At 48.7% G+C, this 17,068-nt stretch carries 17 protein-coding genes; 10 read left to right on the top strand and 7 right to left on the bottom strand.

The annotated features are described in order from the left end of the window. Positions 1-2: 2 nt before the first annotated feature. The gene (gene sbcD, locus HGT71_RS12265) at positions 3-1,223 is read right to left on the bottom strand and encodes an exonuclease subunit SbcD (protein ID WP_214218058.1); all 1,221 of its coding nucleotides are present in this window, start codon (positions 1,221-1,223) and stop codon (positions 3-5) included. Between the two features lie 186 nt (positions 1,224-1,409). Here sbcD and phoB point away from each other — a divergent pair, with 186 nt between their 5' ends. The 4 genes from phoB to proY all read left to right on the top strand — a co-directional run bounded on the left by phoB (position 1,410) and on the right by proY (position 6,514). Further along, entirely contained in the window at positions 1,410-2,099 is a 690-nt protein-coding gene (gene phoB / locus HGT71_RS12270) for a phosphate regulon transcriptional regulator PhoB (RefSeq protein ID WP_048911657.1), read from the top strand. A gap of 11 nt (positions 2,100-2,110) precedes the next feature. Then, positions 2,111-3,427: a phosphate regulon sensor histidine kinase PhoR gene (gene phoR / locus HGT71_RS12275; RefSeq protein WP_214218059.1), complete on the top strand. Its 1,317-nt coding sequence runs from the start codon at positions 2,111-2,113 to the stop codon at positions 3,425-3,427. 346 nt (positions 3,428-3,773) lie between these two features. After that, a complete protein-coding gene (gene brnQ / locus HGT71_RS12280; protein ID WP_214218060.1) occupies positions 3,774-5,096 on the top strand; it encodes a branched-chain amino acid transport system II carrier protein in 1,323 nt (440 codons plus the stop codon). Between the two features lie 62 nt (positions 5,097-5,158). Further along, on the top strand, positions 5,159-6,514 hold the full coding sequence (gene proY / locus HGT71_RS12285) for a proline-specific permease ProY (RefSeq protein WP_214218061.1): 1,356 nt from the start codon (positions 5,159-5,161) through the stop codon (positions 6,512-6,514). Between the two features lie 43 nt (positions 6,515-6,557). Here proY and lysM read toward each other — a convergent pair whose 3' ends face one another. Beyond that, positions 6,558-6,995, bottom strand: a complete 438-nt coding sequence (gene lysM, locus HGT71_RS12290; RefSeq protein WP_214218062.1) for a peptidoglycan-binding protein LysM — start codon at positions 6,993-6,995, stop codon at positions 6,558-6,560. A gap of 175 nt (positions 6,996-7,170) precedes the next feature. On the opposite strand from lysM, the gene nrdR reads away from it, so the two are divergent. The 5 genes from nrdR to thiL all read left to right on the top strand — a co-directional run bounded on the left by nrdR (position 7,171) and on the right by thiL (position 10,763). Further along, positions 7,171-7,623, top strand: coding sequence for a transcriptional regulator NrdR (gene nrdR, locus HGT71_RS12295; protein WP_092675629.1), 453 nt, complete (start codon positions 7,171-7,173; stop codon positions 7,621-7,623). Continuing rightward, positions 7,623-8,741: a bifunctional diaminohydroxyphosphoribosylaminopyrimidine deaminase/5-amino-6-(5-phosphoribosylamino)uracil reductase RibD gene (gene ribD / locus HGT71_RS12300; protein ID WP_214218063.1), complete on the top strand. Its 1,119-nt coding sequence runs from the start codon at positions 7,623-7,625 to the stop codon at positions 8,739-8,741. Before nrdR ends, ribD begins: the two co-directional genes overlap by 1 nt. A 78-nt stretch (positions 8,742-8,819) precedes the next feature. Continuing rightward, complete coding sequence (gene ribH, locus HGT71_RS12305; RefSeq protein WP_214218064.1) at positions 8,820-9,290, top strand: 6,7-dimethyl-8-ribityllumazine synthase; 471 nt, start codon at positions 8,820-8,822, stop codon at positions 9,288-9,290. A gap of 16 nt (positions 9,291-9,306) precedes the next feature. Further along, positions 9,307-9,726 (top strand): transcription antitermination factor NusB, encoded by a 420-nt coding sequence (gene nusB / locus HGT71_RS12310; protein ID WP_048911678.1) that lies wholly within the window; start codon positions 9,307-9,309, stop codon positions 9,724-9,726. Between the two features lie 62 nt (positions 9,727-9,788). Next, the gene (gene thiL, locus HGT71_RS12315) at positions 9,789-10,763 is read left to right on the top strand and encodes a thiamine-phosphate kinase (RefSeq protein WP_214218151.1); all 975 of its coding nucleotides are present in this window, start codon (positions 9,789-9,791) and stop codon (positions 10,761-10,763) included. Positions 10,764-10,791: 28 nt separating this feature from the next. On the opposite strand, the gene dxs is transcribed toward thiL, so the two are convergent. Genes dxs through xseB form a run of 3 tightly spaced genes read right to left on the bottom strand, consistent with a single transcriptional unit; the run spans position 10,792 to position 13,818 of the window. Next, complete coding sequence (gene dxs, locus HGT71_RS12320; protein ID WP_214218065.1) at positions 10,792-12,657, bottom strand: 1-deoxy-D-xylulose-5-phosphate synthase; 1,866 nt, start codon at positions 12,655-12,657, stop codon at positions 10,792-10,794. 19 nt (positions 12,658-12,676) lie between these two features. Then, positions 12,677-13,576 (bottom strand): (2E,6E)-farnesyl diphosphate synthase, encoded by a 900-nt coding sequence (gene ispA, locus HGT71_RS12325; protein ID WP_214218066.1) that lies wholly within the window; start codon positions 13,574-13,576, stop codon positions 12,677-12,679. Positions 13,577-13,578: 2 nt separating this feature from the next. Then, positions 13,579-13,818: an exodeoxyribonuclease VII small subunit gene (xseB, locus tag HGT71_RS12330; protein ID WP_214218067.1), complete on the bottom strand. Its 240-nt coding sequence runs from the start codon at positions 13,816-13,818 to the stop codon at positions 13,579-13,581. Positions 13,819-14,034: 216 nt separating this feature from the next. On the opposite strand from xseB, the gene thiI reads away from it, so the two are divergent. After that, positions 14,035-15,483, top strand: coding sequence for a tRNA uracil 4-sulfurtransferase ThiI (gene thiI / locus HGT71_RS12335; protein ID WP_214218068.1), 1,449 nt, complete (start codon positions 14,035-14,037; stop codon positions 15,481-15,483). A 30-nt stretch (positions 15,484-15,513) separates the two neighbouring features. On the opposite strand, the gene HGT71_RS12340 is transcribed toward thiI, so the two are convergent. Together HGT71_RS12340 and panE are read right to left on the bottom strand one after the other, a co-directional pair. After that, on the bottom strand, positions 15,514-16,110 hold the full coding sequence (locus HGT71_RS12340; protein WP_214218069.1) for a DJ-1/PfpI family protein: 597 nt from the start codon (positions 16,108-16,110) through the stop codon (positions 15,514-15,516). Next, the gene (panE, locus tag HGT71_RS12345; protein ID WP_214218070.1) at positions 16,067-16,984 is read right to left on the bottom strand and encodes a 2-dehydropantoate 2-reductase; all 918 of its coding nucleotides are present in this window, start codon (positions 16,982-16,984) and stop codon (positions 16,067-16,069) included. Before panE ends, HGT71_RS12340 begins: the two co-directional genes overlap by 44 nt. Positions 16,985-17,068 lie beyond the last annotated feature (84 nt).

The raw sequence follows: 17,068 nt of genomic DNA on the forward strand, positions 1-17,068 counted from the left end.
GCTTATTCTTCTGCCTCATCAAGTTGTGCGGAGACTTCTCGGAACAGTTGCAGCAGGGTGTGAGTCTGGTCATCCTCCAAGGGCTCTTGGGCTAATCGCCGCCGAAACACCTCTTCAGGCGTTAATTCGCTTAAGGTCTCTTTAACATTGGTGGAGAGGGCGAGGGGGGACTGAAGCCGTTTACGCCGCAGTAAGAGAATTTCCACGGACAGGCCCTCGGCCATTTTTTCTACCCGTTGTTGCAAATCGCTGAGATATTCCTCGTGGTGGATCTCGATATCCAGCCAGATTTTCTGTCCAGGTGTCGGTGGGGCTAGGGCTGCTAGCTGAACAGCTAGCTCACTTAAGTTCCCTTTCAAGCTGCGCATCGGTTGAAAACACGGAATATCGATCGCTTGCCACTGTAATGGCTGGTCGGCACTCAGGGTGATAAGAGTAATACTCTTCGACGACCCCAGCTCATCAAAGCTTAACGGAATCGGTGAACCGGAATAGCGAATTGGTTTATCGCCGCTAACATTTTGTGGGCGATGGATATGCCCCAGCGCGATATAGTCAGCCGGTGGAAAGGCACTTGCAGGAAAAGCTTCTAACGAACCGATATAAATATCGCGGACAGAATCACTCTTGGTTACGCCTAGCGCGGTAAGGTGCCCGGTTGCAATAATGGGCAGAGTATCGCCCTGATACTGTTGCTGGACGTGACGCGCTTGCTGAAAAATATCCTGATAATAGCCAGTGATAGCCTGTAACAGGTCTTGTTGCTTCTCTCTTGCCGACAGTCCGGCTTGACTCAGCTGAATATCTCGCGGGCGCAAATATGGGATCGCGCAGAGGATTGCGGCAACGTTACCTTGCCTATCTTTTAACGGAAAAATCGGTGAGTCGCCTTGCTCCGTCGGGCCAGTAATAATATGGGTATTGAGGCAGGCGACCAGTTCTCTCGATTCATTTAGCGTTGCCACCGAATCATGGTTACCCGCCAGCAGGTAGAGCTGACAGCCCGTTTCTTGTAGCGACACAATGAATTGGTTTAATAGCTCGCGGGCATAACTGGCCGGGGTAGCAGTATCAAAAATATCCCCAGCCACGATGATGGCCTCGACCTCTTGCTCAATGACTAACGCCTTCAACCACTGAAAAAAAGCCTGATGCTCCGCCGCACGGCTTCGCGCATAAAAAAACTGGCCTAAGTGCCAATCTGAGGTATGAACTATTTTCATCAGGCTTCACTTCTAAAGTTATAAAGGCAGGAGTATAGCCTTTACCGATTGGGCACAAAACACCTCGGGGCAAACTTGCAATCGTTAAGGGAAGATGATTAGTTACTACCGTTATTCATAAAACTGTAATAAAAGTGACAGATAATGGCGCCTATGCCTATATAAGGGGTTAATTTTGGAGATAAAATGGCCAAGCGGATCTTAGTAGTAGAAGATGAAGCCCCCATTCGTGAAATGATTTGTTTTGTACTCGAACAGAATGGTTATGACGTAATCGAAGCAGAAGACTATGATCGTGCTCTCCGACAATTAATTGAGCCTTGGCCAGATTTAATCTTACTGGATTGGATGCTGCCCGGCGGCAGTGGTATTCAGTATATCCGGCATTTAAAGAAAGAGGCCTTTACCCGCGATATTCCGGTGCTGATGCTGACCGCGAAAGGGGAAGAGGAAGATCGGGTGCGCGGGCTTGACGCCGGGGCCGACGATTACATGCTTAAGCCTTTTTCACCGAAAGAATTGATCGCGAGGATTAAAGCAATCCTTAGACGTATCTCCCCGATGCCAGAAGATGAACTCATTGATATCCAAGGGCTTGTGCTCGATCCCAGCTCGCACCGAGTGATGGCGGGGGAGACTCCGGTAGATATGGGGCCGACAGAATACCGCTTACTGCACTTTTTTATGTCACATCCCGAAAAAGTCTATACTCGTGAACACTTACTGAATCAGGTCTGGGGCACTAACGTTTACGTGGAAGATCGCACCGTGGACGTCCATATTCGACGCTTACGTAAAGCATTAGAACCCTCAGGTTATGAAAAAATGATTCAGACCGTTCGTGGCGCAGGTTACCGTTTCTCAGTACGCTATTAGGGAGCGATACGGTGCTGGATAAATTATCGCTTAAAACACTTCTGCTTGAGTTGTGTGTTGTCCTTATTGTAGCCTCGGTCATCGGATTTTTTTTTCATCAATCGGCTATCGCTATCATTCTTGGACTCTTGCTGCTGATAGGCTGGCACTTCAAACAGCTCTTGCGTCTCTCTCATTGGCTATGGATCGATCGGAGCATGACCCCGCCTTCAGGACGGGGCAGTTGGGAGCCACTCTTCTACGGTTTACTGCTGATGCAACAGCGCAACAAGCGTCGGCGCAGTGAATTACGCTCATTAATTCAACGGTTTCGCAGTGGGGCAGAATCACTGCCAGATGCCTTAGTGATGGTCACGGAAGAGGGCAATATCTTCTGGTGTAACGGCTTAGCGCAAGATTTGCTTGGGTTGCGTTGGCCGGAGGATAATGGTCAAAATATACAAAATCTTCTGCGTTACCCCGAGTTCTCGCGTTATCTGCAGCAACGACAATTTACTCAGCCCTTGGTGCAAGGACTGAACAATAGGCAGCAGATGGAATTTCGAGTGATGCCTTACAGCGATCAACAATGGTTGATCGTCGGTAGGGATGTCAGTCAACTCCATCAGCTCGAAAATATGCGTCGTAATTTTTTTGCCAATGTGAGCCATGAGCTGCGCACACCACTTACCGTTCTGCAAGGCTATCTCGAGATGCTGGAAGAGGGGGAGATGCCGCCCGCGAGCCAGCAAAAGGCGCTCGCATCGATGCAATCTCAAACGCAGCGTATGGCAGAACTGGTCAAACAACTTCTCACGCTTTCTAAAATCGAAGCAACCCCAGCCTATGAGATGCGACAGCATATCGACGTTCCGCGACTTCTGGAGCAAATTTACCTTGATGCGACCACATTAAGCGATGGCCGACATCAGGTAGTTTGCGATATTGATCAACGCTTAACGGTGCGGGGAAATGAGGAGCAATTACGCAGCGCGCTGTCGAACCTAGTGTTTAATGCGGTCAATCACACGCCGAATGGCACGACAATTACCCTTAGCTGGCAGAGAATCGCCAGTGGCGCAGAATTTAAGGTGATCGATAATGGACCGGGGATAGCGCCTGAGCACTTATCCAGACTGACGGAGCGCTTCTACCGGGTGGATGGTGCACGCTCACGCCATTCTGGCGGTAGCGGCTTAGGGTTAGCGATTGTTAAACATGCACTCAGTCATCATGGCAGCAAATTGCGCATTGAAAGCCAGCCTTATCTCCAAACTGTTTTTAGTTTTCAATTGGCCAAATCCTTTATCGTTTCTGAAGGTTCGTCATCAGCTGTGCTGAAGGAATAAAATCAAGGGGACTGCGGTCCCCATCGATAAGCAGAAAAGGGGGACAGGTTAGGTTCGTTTTTAGGCTATTGCGTTAGGCTGGACAAAAAACACTCATATCATTTTCTAAATGTTTCACTCTATACTTAGCATAATTACTGCTTTAATCCTCTTTTTTAGAATATCCTCCTGCATTGCGCTTGCTCTGTTGCCTTTGTTTGTTATAAAAGATTTACTTATGACCTTGACGGAGCTTGTGGCACAACGCCATCTCACTTTTTAATCCCTCTGGCCCAGGCTTTTAGAAGGGGAAGTGATCGTCAATAAACTATAACTTTTATAAACGACAGGGCGACATAGAGTATTTATGATGAAACGTTTAACAACTAGGGACATTTTTGCGCTGGGGTTTATGACTTTTGCGCTGTTTGTCGGTGCCGGTAACATTATTTTCCCACCGATGGTCGGTATTCAATCCGGCGAACATGTTTGGGTTTCCGCTATTGGCTTCTTAATTACTGCGGTAGGCTTACCCGTTGCAACGGTCATCGCGCTGGCGCGCGTCGGCGGGGGTGTGGATAGCCTGAGCACGCCAGTCGGTAAAGCGGCAGGTATCGTGTTAGCGATGGTCTGCTATTTGGCTGTTGGCCCGCTCTTCGCTACGCCGCGTACGGCAACGGTCTCTTTTGAAGTTGGAATTGGCCCTCTTGTGGGTGAAAACTCCTTAGCGCTGGCCATCTATAGCGCAATCTACTTCTTATTAGTCATCGTGATCTCGCTGTTTCCTGGAAAACTTCTGGATACCGTTGGTCACTTCCTTGCACCGGTTAAAATTGTCGCGCTCGCGATTCTGGGTATTGCCGCGTTGATGTGGCCTGCAGGCAATAATCTGCCGGCGACAGAAGTTTATCAGCACGCAGCATTTTCCAATGGCTTCGTGAATGGTTACCTGACCATGGATACGTTAGGGGCGTTGGTATTCGGTATTGTCATTGTCAATGCTGCGCGTTCGCGGGGTATCGAGAATCCAACATTACTGACTCGCTATACTATACTCGCCGGATTAATTGCTGGGGTGGGTCTGACGCTGGTTTACCTGTCTCTGTTCAAACTCGGTTCCGACAGCGGCAGTTTAATTAGCCAATCCGCTAACGGTGCAGCGATTCTCCATGCGTATGTGCAACATACCTTTGGTGCGGGTGGCAGCCTATTCTTAGGTATACTTATTTTTATCGCCTGTATGGTAACGGCGATTGGCCTGACCTGTGCCTGTGCGGAGTTCTTTGCTCAATATATCCCACTCTCTTATAAGACGTTGGTGGTGATCCTTGGCGTGTTTGCGATGATTATCTCAAATCTCGGCTTAACGCACCTGATCGCGATTTCTGTGCCAGTGCTGACTGCGATTTACCCACCTTGTATCGTATTGGTACTGTTAAGCTTTACCCTAAATTGGTGGCAAGAAGCGGGGCGTATCATCAAACCTGCGATGGCGGTTAGCTTGGTATTCGGCATTATCGATGGATTAAAGGCCAGTGATTTCAGTTCAGTCGTTCCAGCAAGCTTGCAACATTTGCCTCTCTCTGAACAAAATTTATCGTGGTTACCCCCAGTGTTAGTCGTTATTATTGTGGCGGCTATCATTGATAGAATGAAGGGCAAGACTGTTAGCGTGAAAACCACGCAGTAAACCAGTATTGACGTGAACAACCACGGGCTAAGGCTCGTGGTTTTTATTTGTGGGATCGGAAAATGAAGCAACAAAAAAATACCCTAAAGCGGGGATTGAGTATCCGGCATATCCGTTTTATGGCATTAGGTTCGGCGATTGGAACGGGCTTATTTTACGGATCGGCAGATGCGATTCGTATGGCTGGGCCAAGTGTGCTGTTAGCCTATATTATCGGCGGGTTAGTGGCTTACATTATTATGCGCGCCCTCGGCGAAATGTCGGTTAATAACCCTTCAGCCAGTTCGTTTTCACGTTATGCCAATGATTACTTGGGGCCTTGGGCAGGGTATTTGACTGGCTGGACCTACTGTTTTGAAATATTGATCGTCGGTATCGCCGATGTGACAGCGTTCGGTGTCTACATGGGGGTCTGGTTCCCAGAAGTCCCGCATTGGATTTGGGTACTGAGTGTCGTATTCATTATTGGCGCAATTAATATGATGAGCGTCAAAACCTTCGGCGAAGTCGAGTTCTGGTTCTCATTCTTTAAAATTGCCACCATTACGCTAATGATTATCGCTGGCTTCGGCATGATTATTTGGGGTATTGGCAATGGTGGGCAGCCCACCGGTATCTCTAACTTATGGACACATGGCGGATTCTTTGCCCATGGGTTAGTCGGTATGTTGCTTTCATTGCAAATGGTCATGTTCGCGTATGGCGGCATCGAGATTATTGGGATCACCGCTGGAGAAGCCGAAAATCCAGAAAAATCGATTCCGAAAGCGATCAACTCCGTCCCTTGGCGTATTCTTGTGTTCTATGTCGCGACGCTGTTCGTGATTATGGCAATCTATCCTTGGAACCAGGTTGGTACCCAAGGCAGCCCGTTTGTACTCACCTTTCAGCATTTAGGGATTGCCGCCGCCGCCTCTATCCTGAACTTTGTAGTCATTACCGCCTCACTCTCTGCGATCAATAGCGATATTTTTGGGGTGGGTCGTATGCTGCACGGATTGGCTGAGCAGGGGCAAGCGCCCGCCATTTTCCGTAAGGTTTCCTCACGCGGCGCACCGGCTGTGACGGTGATCGTTATGATGGTGGCACTGTTGGTTGCGGTACTGCTTAACTATCTGATGCCGGAAAAAGTCTTCTTAGTAATCGCTTCACTAGCGACCTTTGCGACGGTATGGGTATGGATTATGATCCTGCTCTCGCAAATTGCTTCACGGATCAAAATGGGTAAGGAGGCGGCAAAATCACTGAAATTTGCGCTGCCTGGCGGTGTCGTATTGTCGAGTATCGCGGTGATCTTCCTAGTCTTTATCATTGCCTTGATTGGCTATTTCCCTGAGACACGCCTGTCATTGTACGCTGGCGCAGTCTGGGTGGTATTGCTGATGTTAGGCTATCCGTTGACCCGTCGTAAGCGATAGACGGTGAAAGTGTCGCTGCCGATGACTCGGCAGCGATTTTTTTTTAGGCAGGAATACGCAGAGATTGACCCGGGTAGATCTTATCTGGATGCGATAGCATCGGCTTATTCGCTTCAAAAATTTTATTGTATTGGTTAGCGTCACCATAGACTTGCTTAGCAATTCCACTGAGCGTGTCGCCTGACTTAACGGTGTAGAACTTGCTCTCGGACGCGGTATCCGTCGTTTTCACGTTATCTTCGACATTACTAATGCCGGCAACGTTACCGATAGCCACCAAGATTTTCTCTTTCAGTTCTTGGCTAATCCCATCACCGCTGACAGTGGCTTTATCACCCTCTACATTAACTTGTACTTTATCAGCCCCCGGAATCCCCAGTTTTTTTAGGTGATCCTGAATTTTAGTTGCCGCATCGTCATGTGAGGTGACTGAATCCCAAATTTTTTCACCTGCTTCTTTAACAAAATCAAATAAGCCCATTACAAACTCCTGTTTTAGGTCGTGAAAATAGTCAGTATTTCATCGTAAAGCATAGACTATTTCTTTCACAATGAGAGATATCTGGCTGTAGTGAATAAATTTAATGCTAGGCGTTTCTGTCAACAGGGGTTCGCGCTACACTAGTTGACCCTACTGCCTCAGTTTAGGAGACACCATGTATTGCCCTTTTTGTAACGCTGTCGATACCAAAGTCATTGATTCTCGTTTAGTCAGTGAAGGGTCGTCAGTGCGTCGCCGTAGGCAGTGTTTACTCTGTAGTGAACGGTTTACCACTTTCGAAATCGCCGAATTGGTGATGCCACGTGTCATCAAAAGCGATGAGGTCAGAGAGCCTTTTGATGAAGAAAAAATGATGCGTGGGTTGATGAAGGCTTTAGAAAAGCGTCCAGTCAGTGCCGATGCTCTGGACAACGCCGTGCACAGAATTAAAGCACGATTACGCGCGACCGGAGAACGCGAGCTGCCAAGCAAGGTGGTAGGGAATTACGTGATGGATGAATTGAAATTATTGGATAAAGTCGCCTACATCCGCTTTGCCTCAGTATATCGTAGTTTTGAGGATGTTCGTGAGTTCGGTGAGGAAATCGCCAAGCTGGGGAGCGAGTAATGTCAGATCACGTGTTTATGCAACAGGCCTTAGACCTCGCTAAAAGGGGACGTTTTACTACCAGCCCTAATCCGAATGTCGGCTGTGTGATCGTTCAGGACGGCGAAGTGGTCGGTCAAGGCTGGCATAAAAAAGCAGGCGAAGGGCATGCTGAAGTGAATGCGCTGCGTGAGGCCGGTGATAAAGCACGAGGCGCGACAGCCTATGTCACGCTCGAGCCTTGTAGCCATCATGGTCGGACACCGCCTTGTTGTGACGCGCTTATTGCAGCAGGGATCTCACGGGTTATCGTGGCAATGCAAGACCCTAACCCACAGGTTGCGGGCAGAGGCTTGCACCGATTACGCCAAGCCGGGATCGACGTCGAGTTCGGCCTATTGGCGGCAGAGGCTGAAGCCATAAATCGAGGCTTCCTAAAACGGATGCGAACAGGCTTCCCTTGGGTACAACTAAAAATGGCCGCATCGTTGGATGGACGCACAGCCATGGCGAATGGGGAGAGTAAGTGGATCACCTCTTCTGCAGCACGACAAGACGTACAGGCTTTTCGCGCCGAAGCTTCAGCTATTCTCACCACCAGTAAAACTGTGCTCGCCGATAATCCCAGCATGAATGTACGCTGGTCGGAGTTAAGCCCTGCAGCCCAAGCGTCTATTGGGGGAGAGGAGCTGTTACGTCAACCGATTCGTGTGGTGCTGGATCGTCACCGTCAAGTGAACGATGAACAGACTCTGTTCACGGTGACGGAGGCACAGACATGGCGAGTCGTGACTCAGCCGGGGGAAGGCTCCTCGTGCTGGGCTAAAACCTTAGTCGTTCCGGAGCACCAAGAAAATATCGATTTGGTCGCATTAATGATGGTGTTGGGCAAACAAGAGATTAATTCTGTGTGGGTTGAAGCGGGGGCCAGCTTAGCAGGACAGTTATTGCAAGCAGGTGTCGTCGACGAATTAATTCTGTATATGGCCCCGACCTTAATGGGGACCGATGCTCGGGGGCTTTGTGTGCTACCGGGCCTTGAGCACCTTGCACAAGCCTTACGATTTGAGATACAAGATATTCAACAAGTTGGCCCCGATATTCGTATTATCTTACAGCCAACCTCAGTGTCTGCGTAAAAGCCTAAGCAGTTCGTTAAACATTATGCTAGAATTCGCGCCCTGTTGGGCGTCTAACTCTTAACCTGAAGGATATTTATGAAAATTATCGAAGCGCCGGTTGCTACGCCAGAAGCAAATATTGCGATTGTTATCGCTCGTTTCAACAACTTCATTAACGATAGCTTGCTTCAAGGTGCAGTCGATGCGTTAAAACGCATTGGTCAGGTCAAAGACGAAAACATTACCGTGGTGTGGGTACCAGGCGCTTATGAACTGCCACTCGCCGCACGGACCTTAACACAGACTAAAAAATATGACGCTGTCATTGCACTAGGCACCGTAATTCGTGGCGGTACTGCACATTTTGAATTTGTGGCAGGCGAAGCGAGTTCAGGAATTGCGAATGTTGCGATGAATAGTGACATCCCAGTATCTTTTGGTGTATTGACGACCGAAAATATCGAGCAGGCTATTGAGCGTGCTGGAACTAAAGCGGGTAACAAAGGAGCAGAAGCTGCTTTGACCGCACTCGAAATGATTAACGTATTAAAAGCGATTAACGTCTGATTCTGAGGGGATTTTTGTGAAACCTGCTGCTCGCCGCCGCGCCCGAGAGTGTGCTCTTCAAGCACTTTACTCTTGGCAATTATCGAATAACGACATTGCTGATGTTGAATATCAGTTCCTTGCTGAAAACGACGTCAAAGACGTTGATGTGCTGTACTTTCGGGAGATCCTGACAGGCGTAGCGAACAACAGTGATTATCTTGATAAGCTAATGCAACCCCACCTGAGCCGTCGCCTTGACGAGCTGGGCGAAGTTGAGAAAGCCGCATTACGTATCTCGCTTTACGAACTCAGTAAGCGTGATGATGTGCCTTACAAAGTTGCGATTAACGAAGGGATTGAACTGGCCAAAACATTTGGTGCAGAAGATAGCCATAAGTTCGTCAACGGCGTATTGGACAAGGTTGCTCCACAAATTAGACCTCGCCGTAAATAATGCTATGAGGCCGGATATTCCGGCCTTTTTTTATGGCTCAGCAAGACAAAAAGGTAAGCGTGATGGCTGGCGGAGAATTTGAGATTATTAGTCGTTACTTTAATCGTAAAACGACTTATAGACGAGATGTAGAAACAGGGATTGGTGATGACTGCGCATTATTAAATCTTGCTCCCAATCAGACATTAGCCATTAGTGTTGACACATTAGTGGAAGGCACCCATTTTTATCACGATATCGCCCCGGACGACCTTGCCTATAAGGCATTGGCTGTCAACTTGAGTGATCTGGCTGCAATGGGCGCAGACCCGGCTTGGTTAACGTTAGCGATCAGCCTACCCGCGATTGACCACCCATGGCTACAAGCCTTCAGTGATGCCCTATTCGAACAACTCGATTATTACCATATGCAATTAATCGGTGGGGATACCACGCGCGGTCCGCTGTCGATGACACTTGGGATCCACGGACTGGTACCTGCCGGGAAAGCGTTGAAACGAAGCGGCGCACAACATGGGGATTGGATTTTTGTCACGGGAACCCTAGGTGATAGTGCAGCGGGACTTGCTCTGTTACAAGAGAAGTTATCGACGGCAACCGCTGAACAGCGAAATTATTTATTAAAACGTCACTTGCGCCCAACGCCGCGTATTTTACAAGGCCAAGCGCTGCGCGATTTAGCTTCTTCCGCGATTGATGTGTCAGATGGATTACTCTCAGACCTCGGGCATATCCTGCAAGCCAGTGGCGTTGGGGCGAAGATAGATCAGGATCATCTGCCGCTGTCGGCGACTCTTCAAGAAGTGGTGTCACGGGAAGAGGCGATAGCCTTTGCCTTGAATGGAGGAGAAGACTATGAACTTTGCTTCACAGTGCCTGAAGTCAACCGCGAGGCCATCATAGTGGCCTTGGCGAATTTAGGCGTTGAAGGGCACTGTATTGGTCAAATTTTACCGGCTTCCGAGGGGATTACCCTCTTTGATAACGGTAAGAAGCTGCCTTACCAACCGAAGGGGTTTGACCACTTCACCGGATAAATAAAAAGCGCCGTCGGGCGCTTTTTATTTAGGCTGACCACTGCTGGTAGCTGGCGATAATCCCTTGGCTGTCTAAGCCTAGCAATGCTCTGACCTCTTCCTGCGTGCCCTGCGCGATAAATTCGTCGGGCAAGCCTAGATTGAGGACCGGGCGCATCAGTCGATGCGCCATCAGAAGTTCGTTGACCGCGCTGCCTGCACCACCTTTGATTGCCCCTTCTTCTAGGGTAATAAAGGTCTCGTGGCTTTGGGCAAGGGTAAGGACTAATGCTTCATCGAGTGGTTTAACAAAACGCATATCCACTAACGTTGCACCTAACTGCTCGGCCGCGTGTTTGGCTTCTTCAAGCAGTGTCCCGAAGTTTAAGATCGCGACTTGTGACCCTTCACGCACCACATACCCTTTACCCATCGGCAGGGCGGCTAATGGGCGCTCTGTTAAGCCGATACCGTTACCGCGAGGATAGCGCACGGCGCTAGGCCCTTGACGGTATTGGTAGCCGGTATAGAGCATTTGACGGCACTCGTCTTCGTTGCTTGGCGTCATGATGACGAGGTCTGGCACACAGCGTAAGAAAGCGATATCAAACGCACCTTGGTGGGTTTGACCATCGGCACCCACAATCCCACCGCGGTCGATGGCGAATAAGACAGGTAACTTCTGAATAGCGACATCATGAATCAGCTGATCATAAGCACGCTGTAAGAATGTTGAGTAAATGGCCACAACGGGATGATAACCCCCGATCGCTAACCCTGCTGCGAAGGTTACCGCGTGTTGCTCGGCGATTGCCACATCGAAATATTGCTGTGGAAATTCACGAGAAAAGCGAACCATCCCCGATCCTTCACGCATCGCTGGGGTGACTGCCATCAGTTTCGGATCTTGTGCCGCGACTTCGCATAGCCAGTCACCGAATACTTTCGAGTAGGTAGGGGCAATGCTAGGTTTACTAGCAGGTAATACACCGCTTGCGGGATCAAATTTTGGCACAGCATGCCAGCTAATCGGATCTTTTTCCGCCGGCGCATAGCCTTTGCCTTTCTGCGTAATAATATGCAGGAATTGTGGGCCTTTCAGCTGGCGCATATTACATAAGGTGCTCACCAGCGTCAGGACGTCGTGGCCATCCACCGGGCCGATATAGTTAAAGCCGAGTTCTTCGAATAAGGTCCCAGGGGATACCATCCCTTTTAGGTGCTCTTCCGTGCGTTTAAGCAGCTCTTTAATCGGTGGGAAGTTATCGAAGGCGCGTTTACCGCTCTCGCGCAATTTAGAATAAGTTCTTCCGGAGAGAAGTTGTGCGACACGGTTATTCAATGCCCCAACATTCTCGGAGATAGACATATCATTATCATTAAGGATAACTAACATATCAGGTTTTATGTCACCGGCATGGTTCATCGCCTCGAATGCCATTCCCGCAGTGATGGCACCATCACCGATGATACAGGCGACTTTACGATCTTTTTGTTCTTTCTGCGCGGCGACGGCCAGACCTAAACCTGCGCTGATAGAGGTTGATGAGTGTCCGACGCTTAATACATCGTGTTCACTTTCCGCACGCCACGGAAACGGATGCAGCCCATCTTTTTGACGAATAGTTCCGATGCGATCACGGCGACCTGTCAAAATTTTATGCGGGTAGGCTTGATGGCCGACATCCCAGATTAAGTGGTCGAAGGGGGTATCATAGACATAGTGCAATGCAACGGTAAGTTCAACGACACCAAGGCCAGAGGCAAAGTGCCCACTCGATTGACTCACACTATTGAGCAAATACGCGCGTAATTCTTCGCAGAGTTGTGGCAACTTCTCTTTAGGAAGTTGGCGTAATTGCTGAACGGTCTCAGCCAAGGCCAGAGTGGGATAAAGGGTATTGTCAAAACTCATCAGAGACTCATCATAGAATTTATTTATTGCGCTCAACGATATAACTCGCTAACGCCTGTAATTGCTGAGTAGAAAAGCCATGCTGTTCAAGCTGTGCCAGCGCATTGATGGCTTCTTGGTAAAGCTCTTGGGCTTTCGCTTTTGCTTGGTCAAGGCCTAATAATCCAGGATAGGTACTTTTGCCATGGGCAACATCCATCCCTTGTTGTTTACCCGTTACTTGACTGTCGCCGGTAACATCTAAAATATCGTCTTGCACCTGGAAGGCAAGGCCAATCGCTTCCGCGTAGCGGTCAAGAATCGGAAGGTATTGACGGCTCTCTTCTCCGGCACTTAAGGCCCCTAGGCGAATTGCAGCACGAATCAGTGCCCCCGTTTTATGGCGGTGGATAGTTTCTAAGGCGGCCAAATCGAGCGTTTTACCTTCTGCCTGTAAATCCAAGGCTTGGCCAAGCACCATACCGGCTGCACCACTGGCTTGGGCTAATTCGCTGACCATTGCAAGCCGCATCTTGTCCGAAACGCCTTGCATTGGGTTATCACTTAAAATCGAAAATGCCTGCGTCAGTAAGCCATCGCCCGCTAGGATTGCCGTGTCTTCACCAAAGGCAATATGACAGGTTGGCTGTCCTCGACGGAGGCTGTCATCATCCATGGCCGGTAAGTCGTCATGAATAAGAGAATAAGCGTGAATAAACTCGATTGCCGATGCTGGCACATCTAAAACGTCAGGGGAGACACCAAACATTTCACCGGTGGCGTAGACCAGAAACGGACGCATTCTCTTTCCACCTAATAATACGCCATGATGCATGGCTTTATATAAGGGAATAGACTGAAAAGTAAGATTCTCTAAACATTCTTCGAGTACACGGTCAATACGGGTACGGTAATGCGTTAAGGTTGTGGAGAGATCCATGATCACTTTTCCGGTGTGAACGTTGATAATTCAGCCTGCTCGTCTTGGGCAAGCAGAATTTGTATCCGTTGCTCGGCTTGCTGTAGTTGCTGTTGGCCTTGGCGTGCTAGGGTCACCCCTTTTTCGAATTCGTTGAGGGCATCCTCTAGCGGTAATTGACCGCTTTCTAAGCGTTGGACAATAGCTTCCAATTCAGAAAGTGATTGTTCAAAGCTGATCGTCGACGCAGGTTTTTTTGGCATATACAGTACCGGCTTGGTGAGTGAACGATAGTTGAGATATATGTTAGCTGACTAGAGGGTTTTCGCAAAACACTCTGTACCGCACGACTAAAACAAGCTAATACACCCTAATGGTGATATACTACGCGCGCTTAAATCAGAGGGTAACCCTGAAAACTATTTTAACATATAAACGATTAATAATTAACGTTTATTCCCACGTAAGTTAGTGCCATTATGAAGTTTATCGTAAAATTATTTCCAGAAATAACGATTAAAAGCCAATCTGTACGACTGCGCTTTATCAAAATTTTATCCAGTAATATACGAAACGTGCTGAAAAGCGTTGATGAAGATATTGCGGTAGTCCGTTTGTGGGACCACATTACGGTTCGTACGCGAAAGCCGGAGCTTAGCACGGCGGTGGCAGAAGCACTGACGCGGATTCCGGGAATTCATCACGTGCTCGCTGTTGAAGATCGTAGCTTTACCAGCTTACACGACATCTTTGAGCAAACCTTGGCTATGTACCAAACACAACTTGAAGGGAAAACCTTCTGTGTGCGTGCCAAACGCCGTGGTAAACATGAGTTCACTTCACACGAAGTTGAGCGGTATGTTGGCGGAGGATTGAATCAACATATTGCGTCAGCCTCGGTCAAACTGCAAAATCCAGATACGACAGTGCATTTAGAGATCGACCAAGATCGCCTATTACTGATCACTAATCGTTATGAAGGGCTCGGTGGTTTCCCAATAGGAACTCAAGAAGACGTGATCTCATTGATCTCGGGTGGCTTCGACTCAGGTGTATCGAGTTATATGCTGATGCGCCGCGGTAGCCGTGTTCACTACTGCTTCTTTAATCTTGGCGGTGCCGCTCACGAAATCGGTGTACGCCAAGTCGCGCATTATCTTTGGAACACCTTTGGTCGTTCTCACCGCGTACGATTCATCGCTATCGATTTCGAGCCAGTGGTTGGCGAGATTTTAGAGAAAGTTGATGATGGTCAGATGGGGGTTGTACTGAAGCGAATGATGGTCCGCGCCGCCTCTCATATTGCCGAGCGTTATGGCGTTCAGGCGTTGGTGACCGGTGAAGCACTTGGCCAAGTTTCAAGTCAAACCCTCACCAATCTTCGTCTTATCGATAACGTCTCAGATACCCTTATTCTGCGTCCGCTGATCTCCCATGATAAAGAACATATCATCAAAGTGGCCCGTCAAATCGGCACAGAAGATTTTGCGAAAACCATGCCTGAATATTGTGGTGTGATCTCGAAGAGTCCCACCGTGAAAGCGGTCAAGGCGAAGATCGAAGAAGAAGAGAATAATTTCGATTTCACCATCTTAGACCGGGTCGTTTCTGAGGCACGTAACATCGATATTCGTGAAATTGCCGTTGAGACTACCGCTGAAGTGGCAGAAATTGAATCGGTCAGCGAGTTTACGGCTCAAGATGCAATTCTGGATATTCGTTCAATCGATGAACAAGAGGATCATCCCCTCGACATCAGTGGTGTAGAAATCAAATCGATACCGTTCTACAAGCTGAGTACGCAATTCGGGGACTTGGACCGTTCACGTACCTGGTTACTCTACTGCCAGCGGGGGGTAATGAGCCGACTACAAGCCTTGTACCTGCATGAGCAAGGGTTCACTAACGTTAAAGTGTACCGACCTTAATGCTAAGGCCTCAATGATGAGGCCTTTTTTTTACTCTTGATAATTGTAAATCCCAATCGGGATAGCGAGATCATGAGTAATGGCATGAGCATCTTCCTTTCCCTTCAGCAGCTCGATAATTTTCAGCGCCATATCGGTTGCACACAACGGTCCTTGGCCGCTTAATAGATGATAGCGTGGGTCGACCACAACACGTCGTTCTTGCCATTGTGTATGCTGTAATAAAGCTTTCTGTTGTGGGAGGCAGGTTACATTCGCCCCGCGAAAACGATCGACCTTATCGATTAGTCCTGGCACAACATGGCTCATGGCCGCAACGTAGCGTTGGCTCGCCGTGAATTGAGCGATGGATTCAATCACCAAGTCGCTCTCGACGTAAGTCTGACTACTCTCTCTTCCTCCGAGGAGCAATAAGACATCGTGGGCGTTATCGACTGCCTGACAAAGGGGGCGGTCGGCCTGAAAGGTAAGCCCCTCTGCGCTTCGAACGGCGAGGGTGCTATCACCCTCAACACTGGCGACGGTAACCTGAATACCGGCGCGCGGCAGTAAACTTAAAAAGGTAGTGATCTCAATGGCATCATTACCATGAGCGAGGCAGAGTAGCACTGAGGGCGTCGCCGACATACTCGGATTCCTTTTGTTTAATCCATTGATAAAGCGCCGAATGCTGAGGCAACGTTAACCCGTAGCAGCGCGCACGTTTAAGGAGATAGCCAGTGATATAGTCGATTTCAGTTAAGCGCTTTGCGTGGATATCTTGACGCATAGAACTACTGTTCTCGGCGGTGAGGCTAATCACATTGACGACCTGATCGGTTAATTGAATGGTGTCGGTATGGATACCTTCACGCTTCATCACGGTTGCCAGCTCACTGCACAATGCCTTAACCTCGTCTAACACCGCCATTAGCTCGCCATTTTGGCAGTCATATTTAACCGTTAAAGGGTTAATTACCGCATTAACCGCTAATTTCTTCCACCCTGATATTTTTATCTCATCATACCAAGCAACATCTGGCAGAGCTTGGTGGAGAATATCAGCGACATGGCTTACCGACTGCGCTGCTGCGTTTAACGGTCCGATTTGTGTTAATCCCCACGCTTTATGCAGCGTCGCTGCCGCGGTACGGTAAGCCGCTTGCGTGGTCACGGCATGACAGAGTGGCTGGGTGATTGCAGGCAGATCATCAATGACCCCCAGTCCATTATGCATTAAGACGATAGAGCATGTTGCAGGCAGAAGCGGCAAAAGCGGCATTAATGCCGATTGCAGTTGCTGGGCCTTCAACGTCACCAGCAATAATTCACATTGTTGCAGAAGGTGAGTATCATTAACGGTGAACCTATGCTGATAGGAGTCTTGTTCAGGGGTGAAGACCTGTATAGCGAGCTGCGGTTGTGGCACTTTGAGCCACCCTTGTACATCATGGCCTGCTCTGAACAGAGCCGACAGCCATATCTGACCTAGGGCACCACAGCCTAATACTGTTATTCTCATAATATTTCCTCGCAATCCATTGCCAATTTTTGCTGAACAGTTGTGTCGTCATTACAGATCGGTATTATGCATGTCAACGATTTA

This window comes from Rosenbergiella epipactidis, assembly GCF_018494055.1.
GTDB classification, from domain to species: Bacteria; Pseudomonadota; Gammaproteobacteria; order Enterobacterales; family Enterobacteriaceae; genus Rosenbergiella; species Rosenbergiella epipactidis.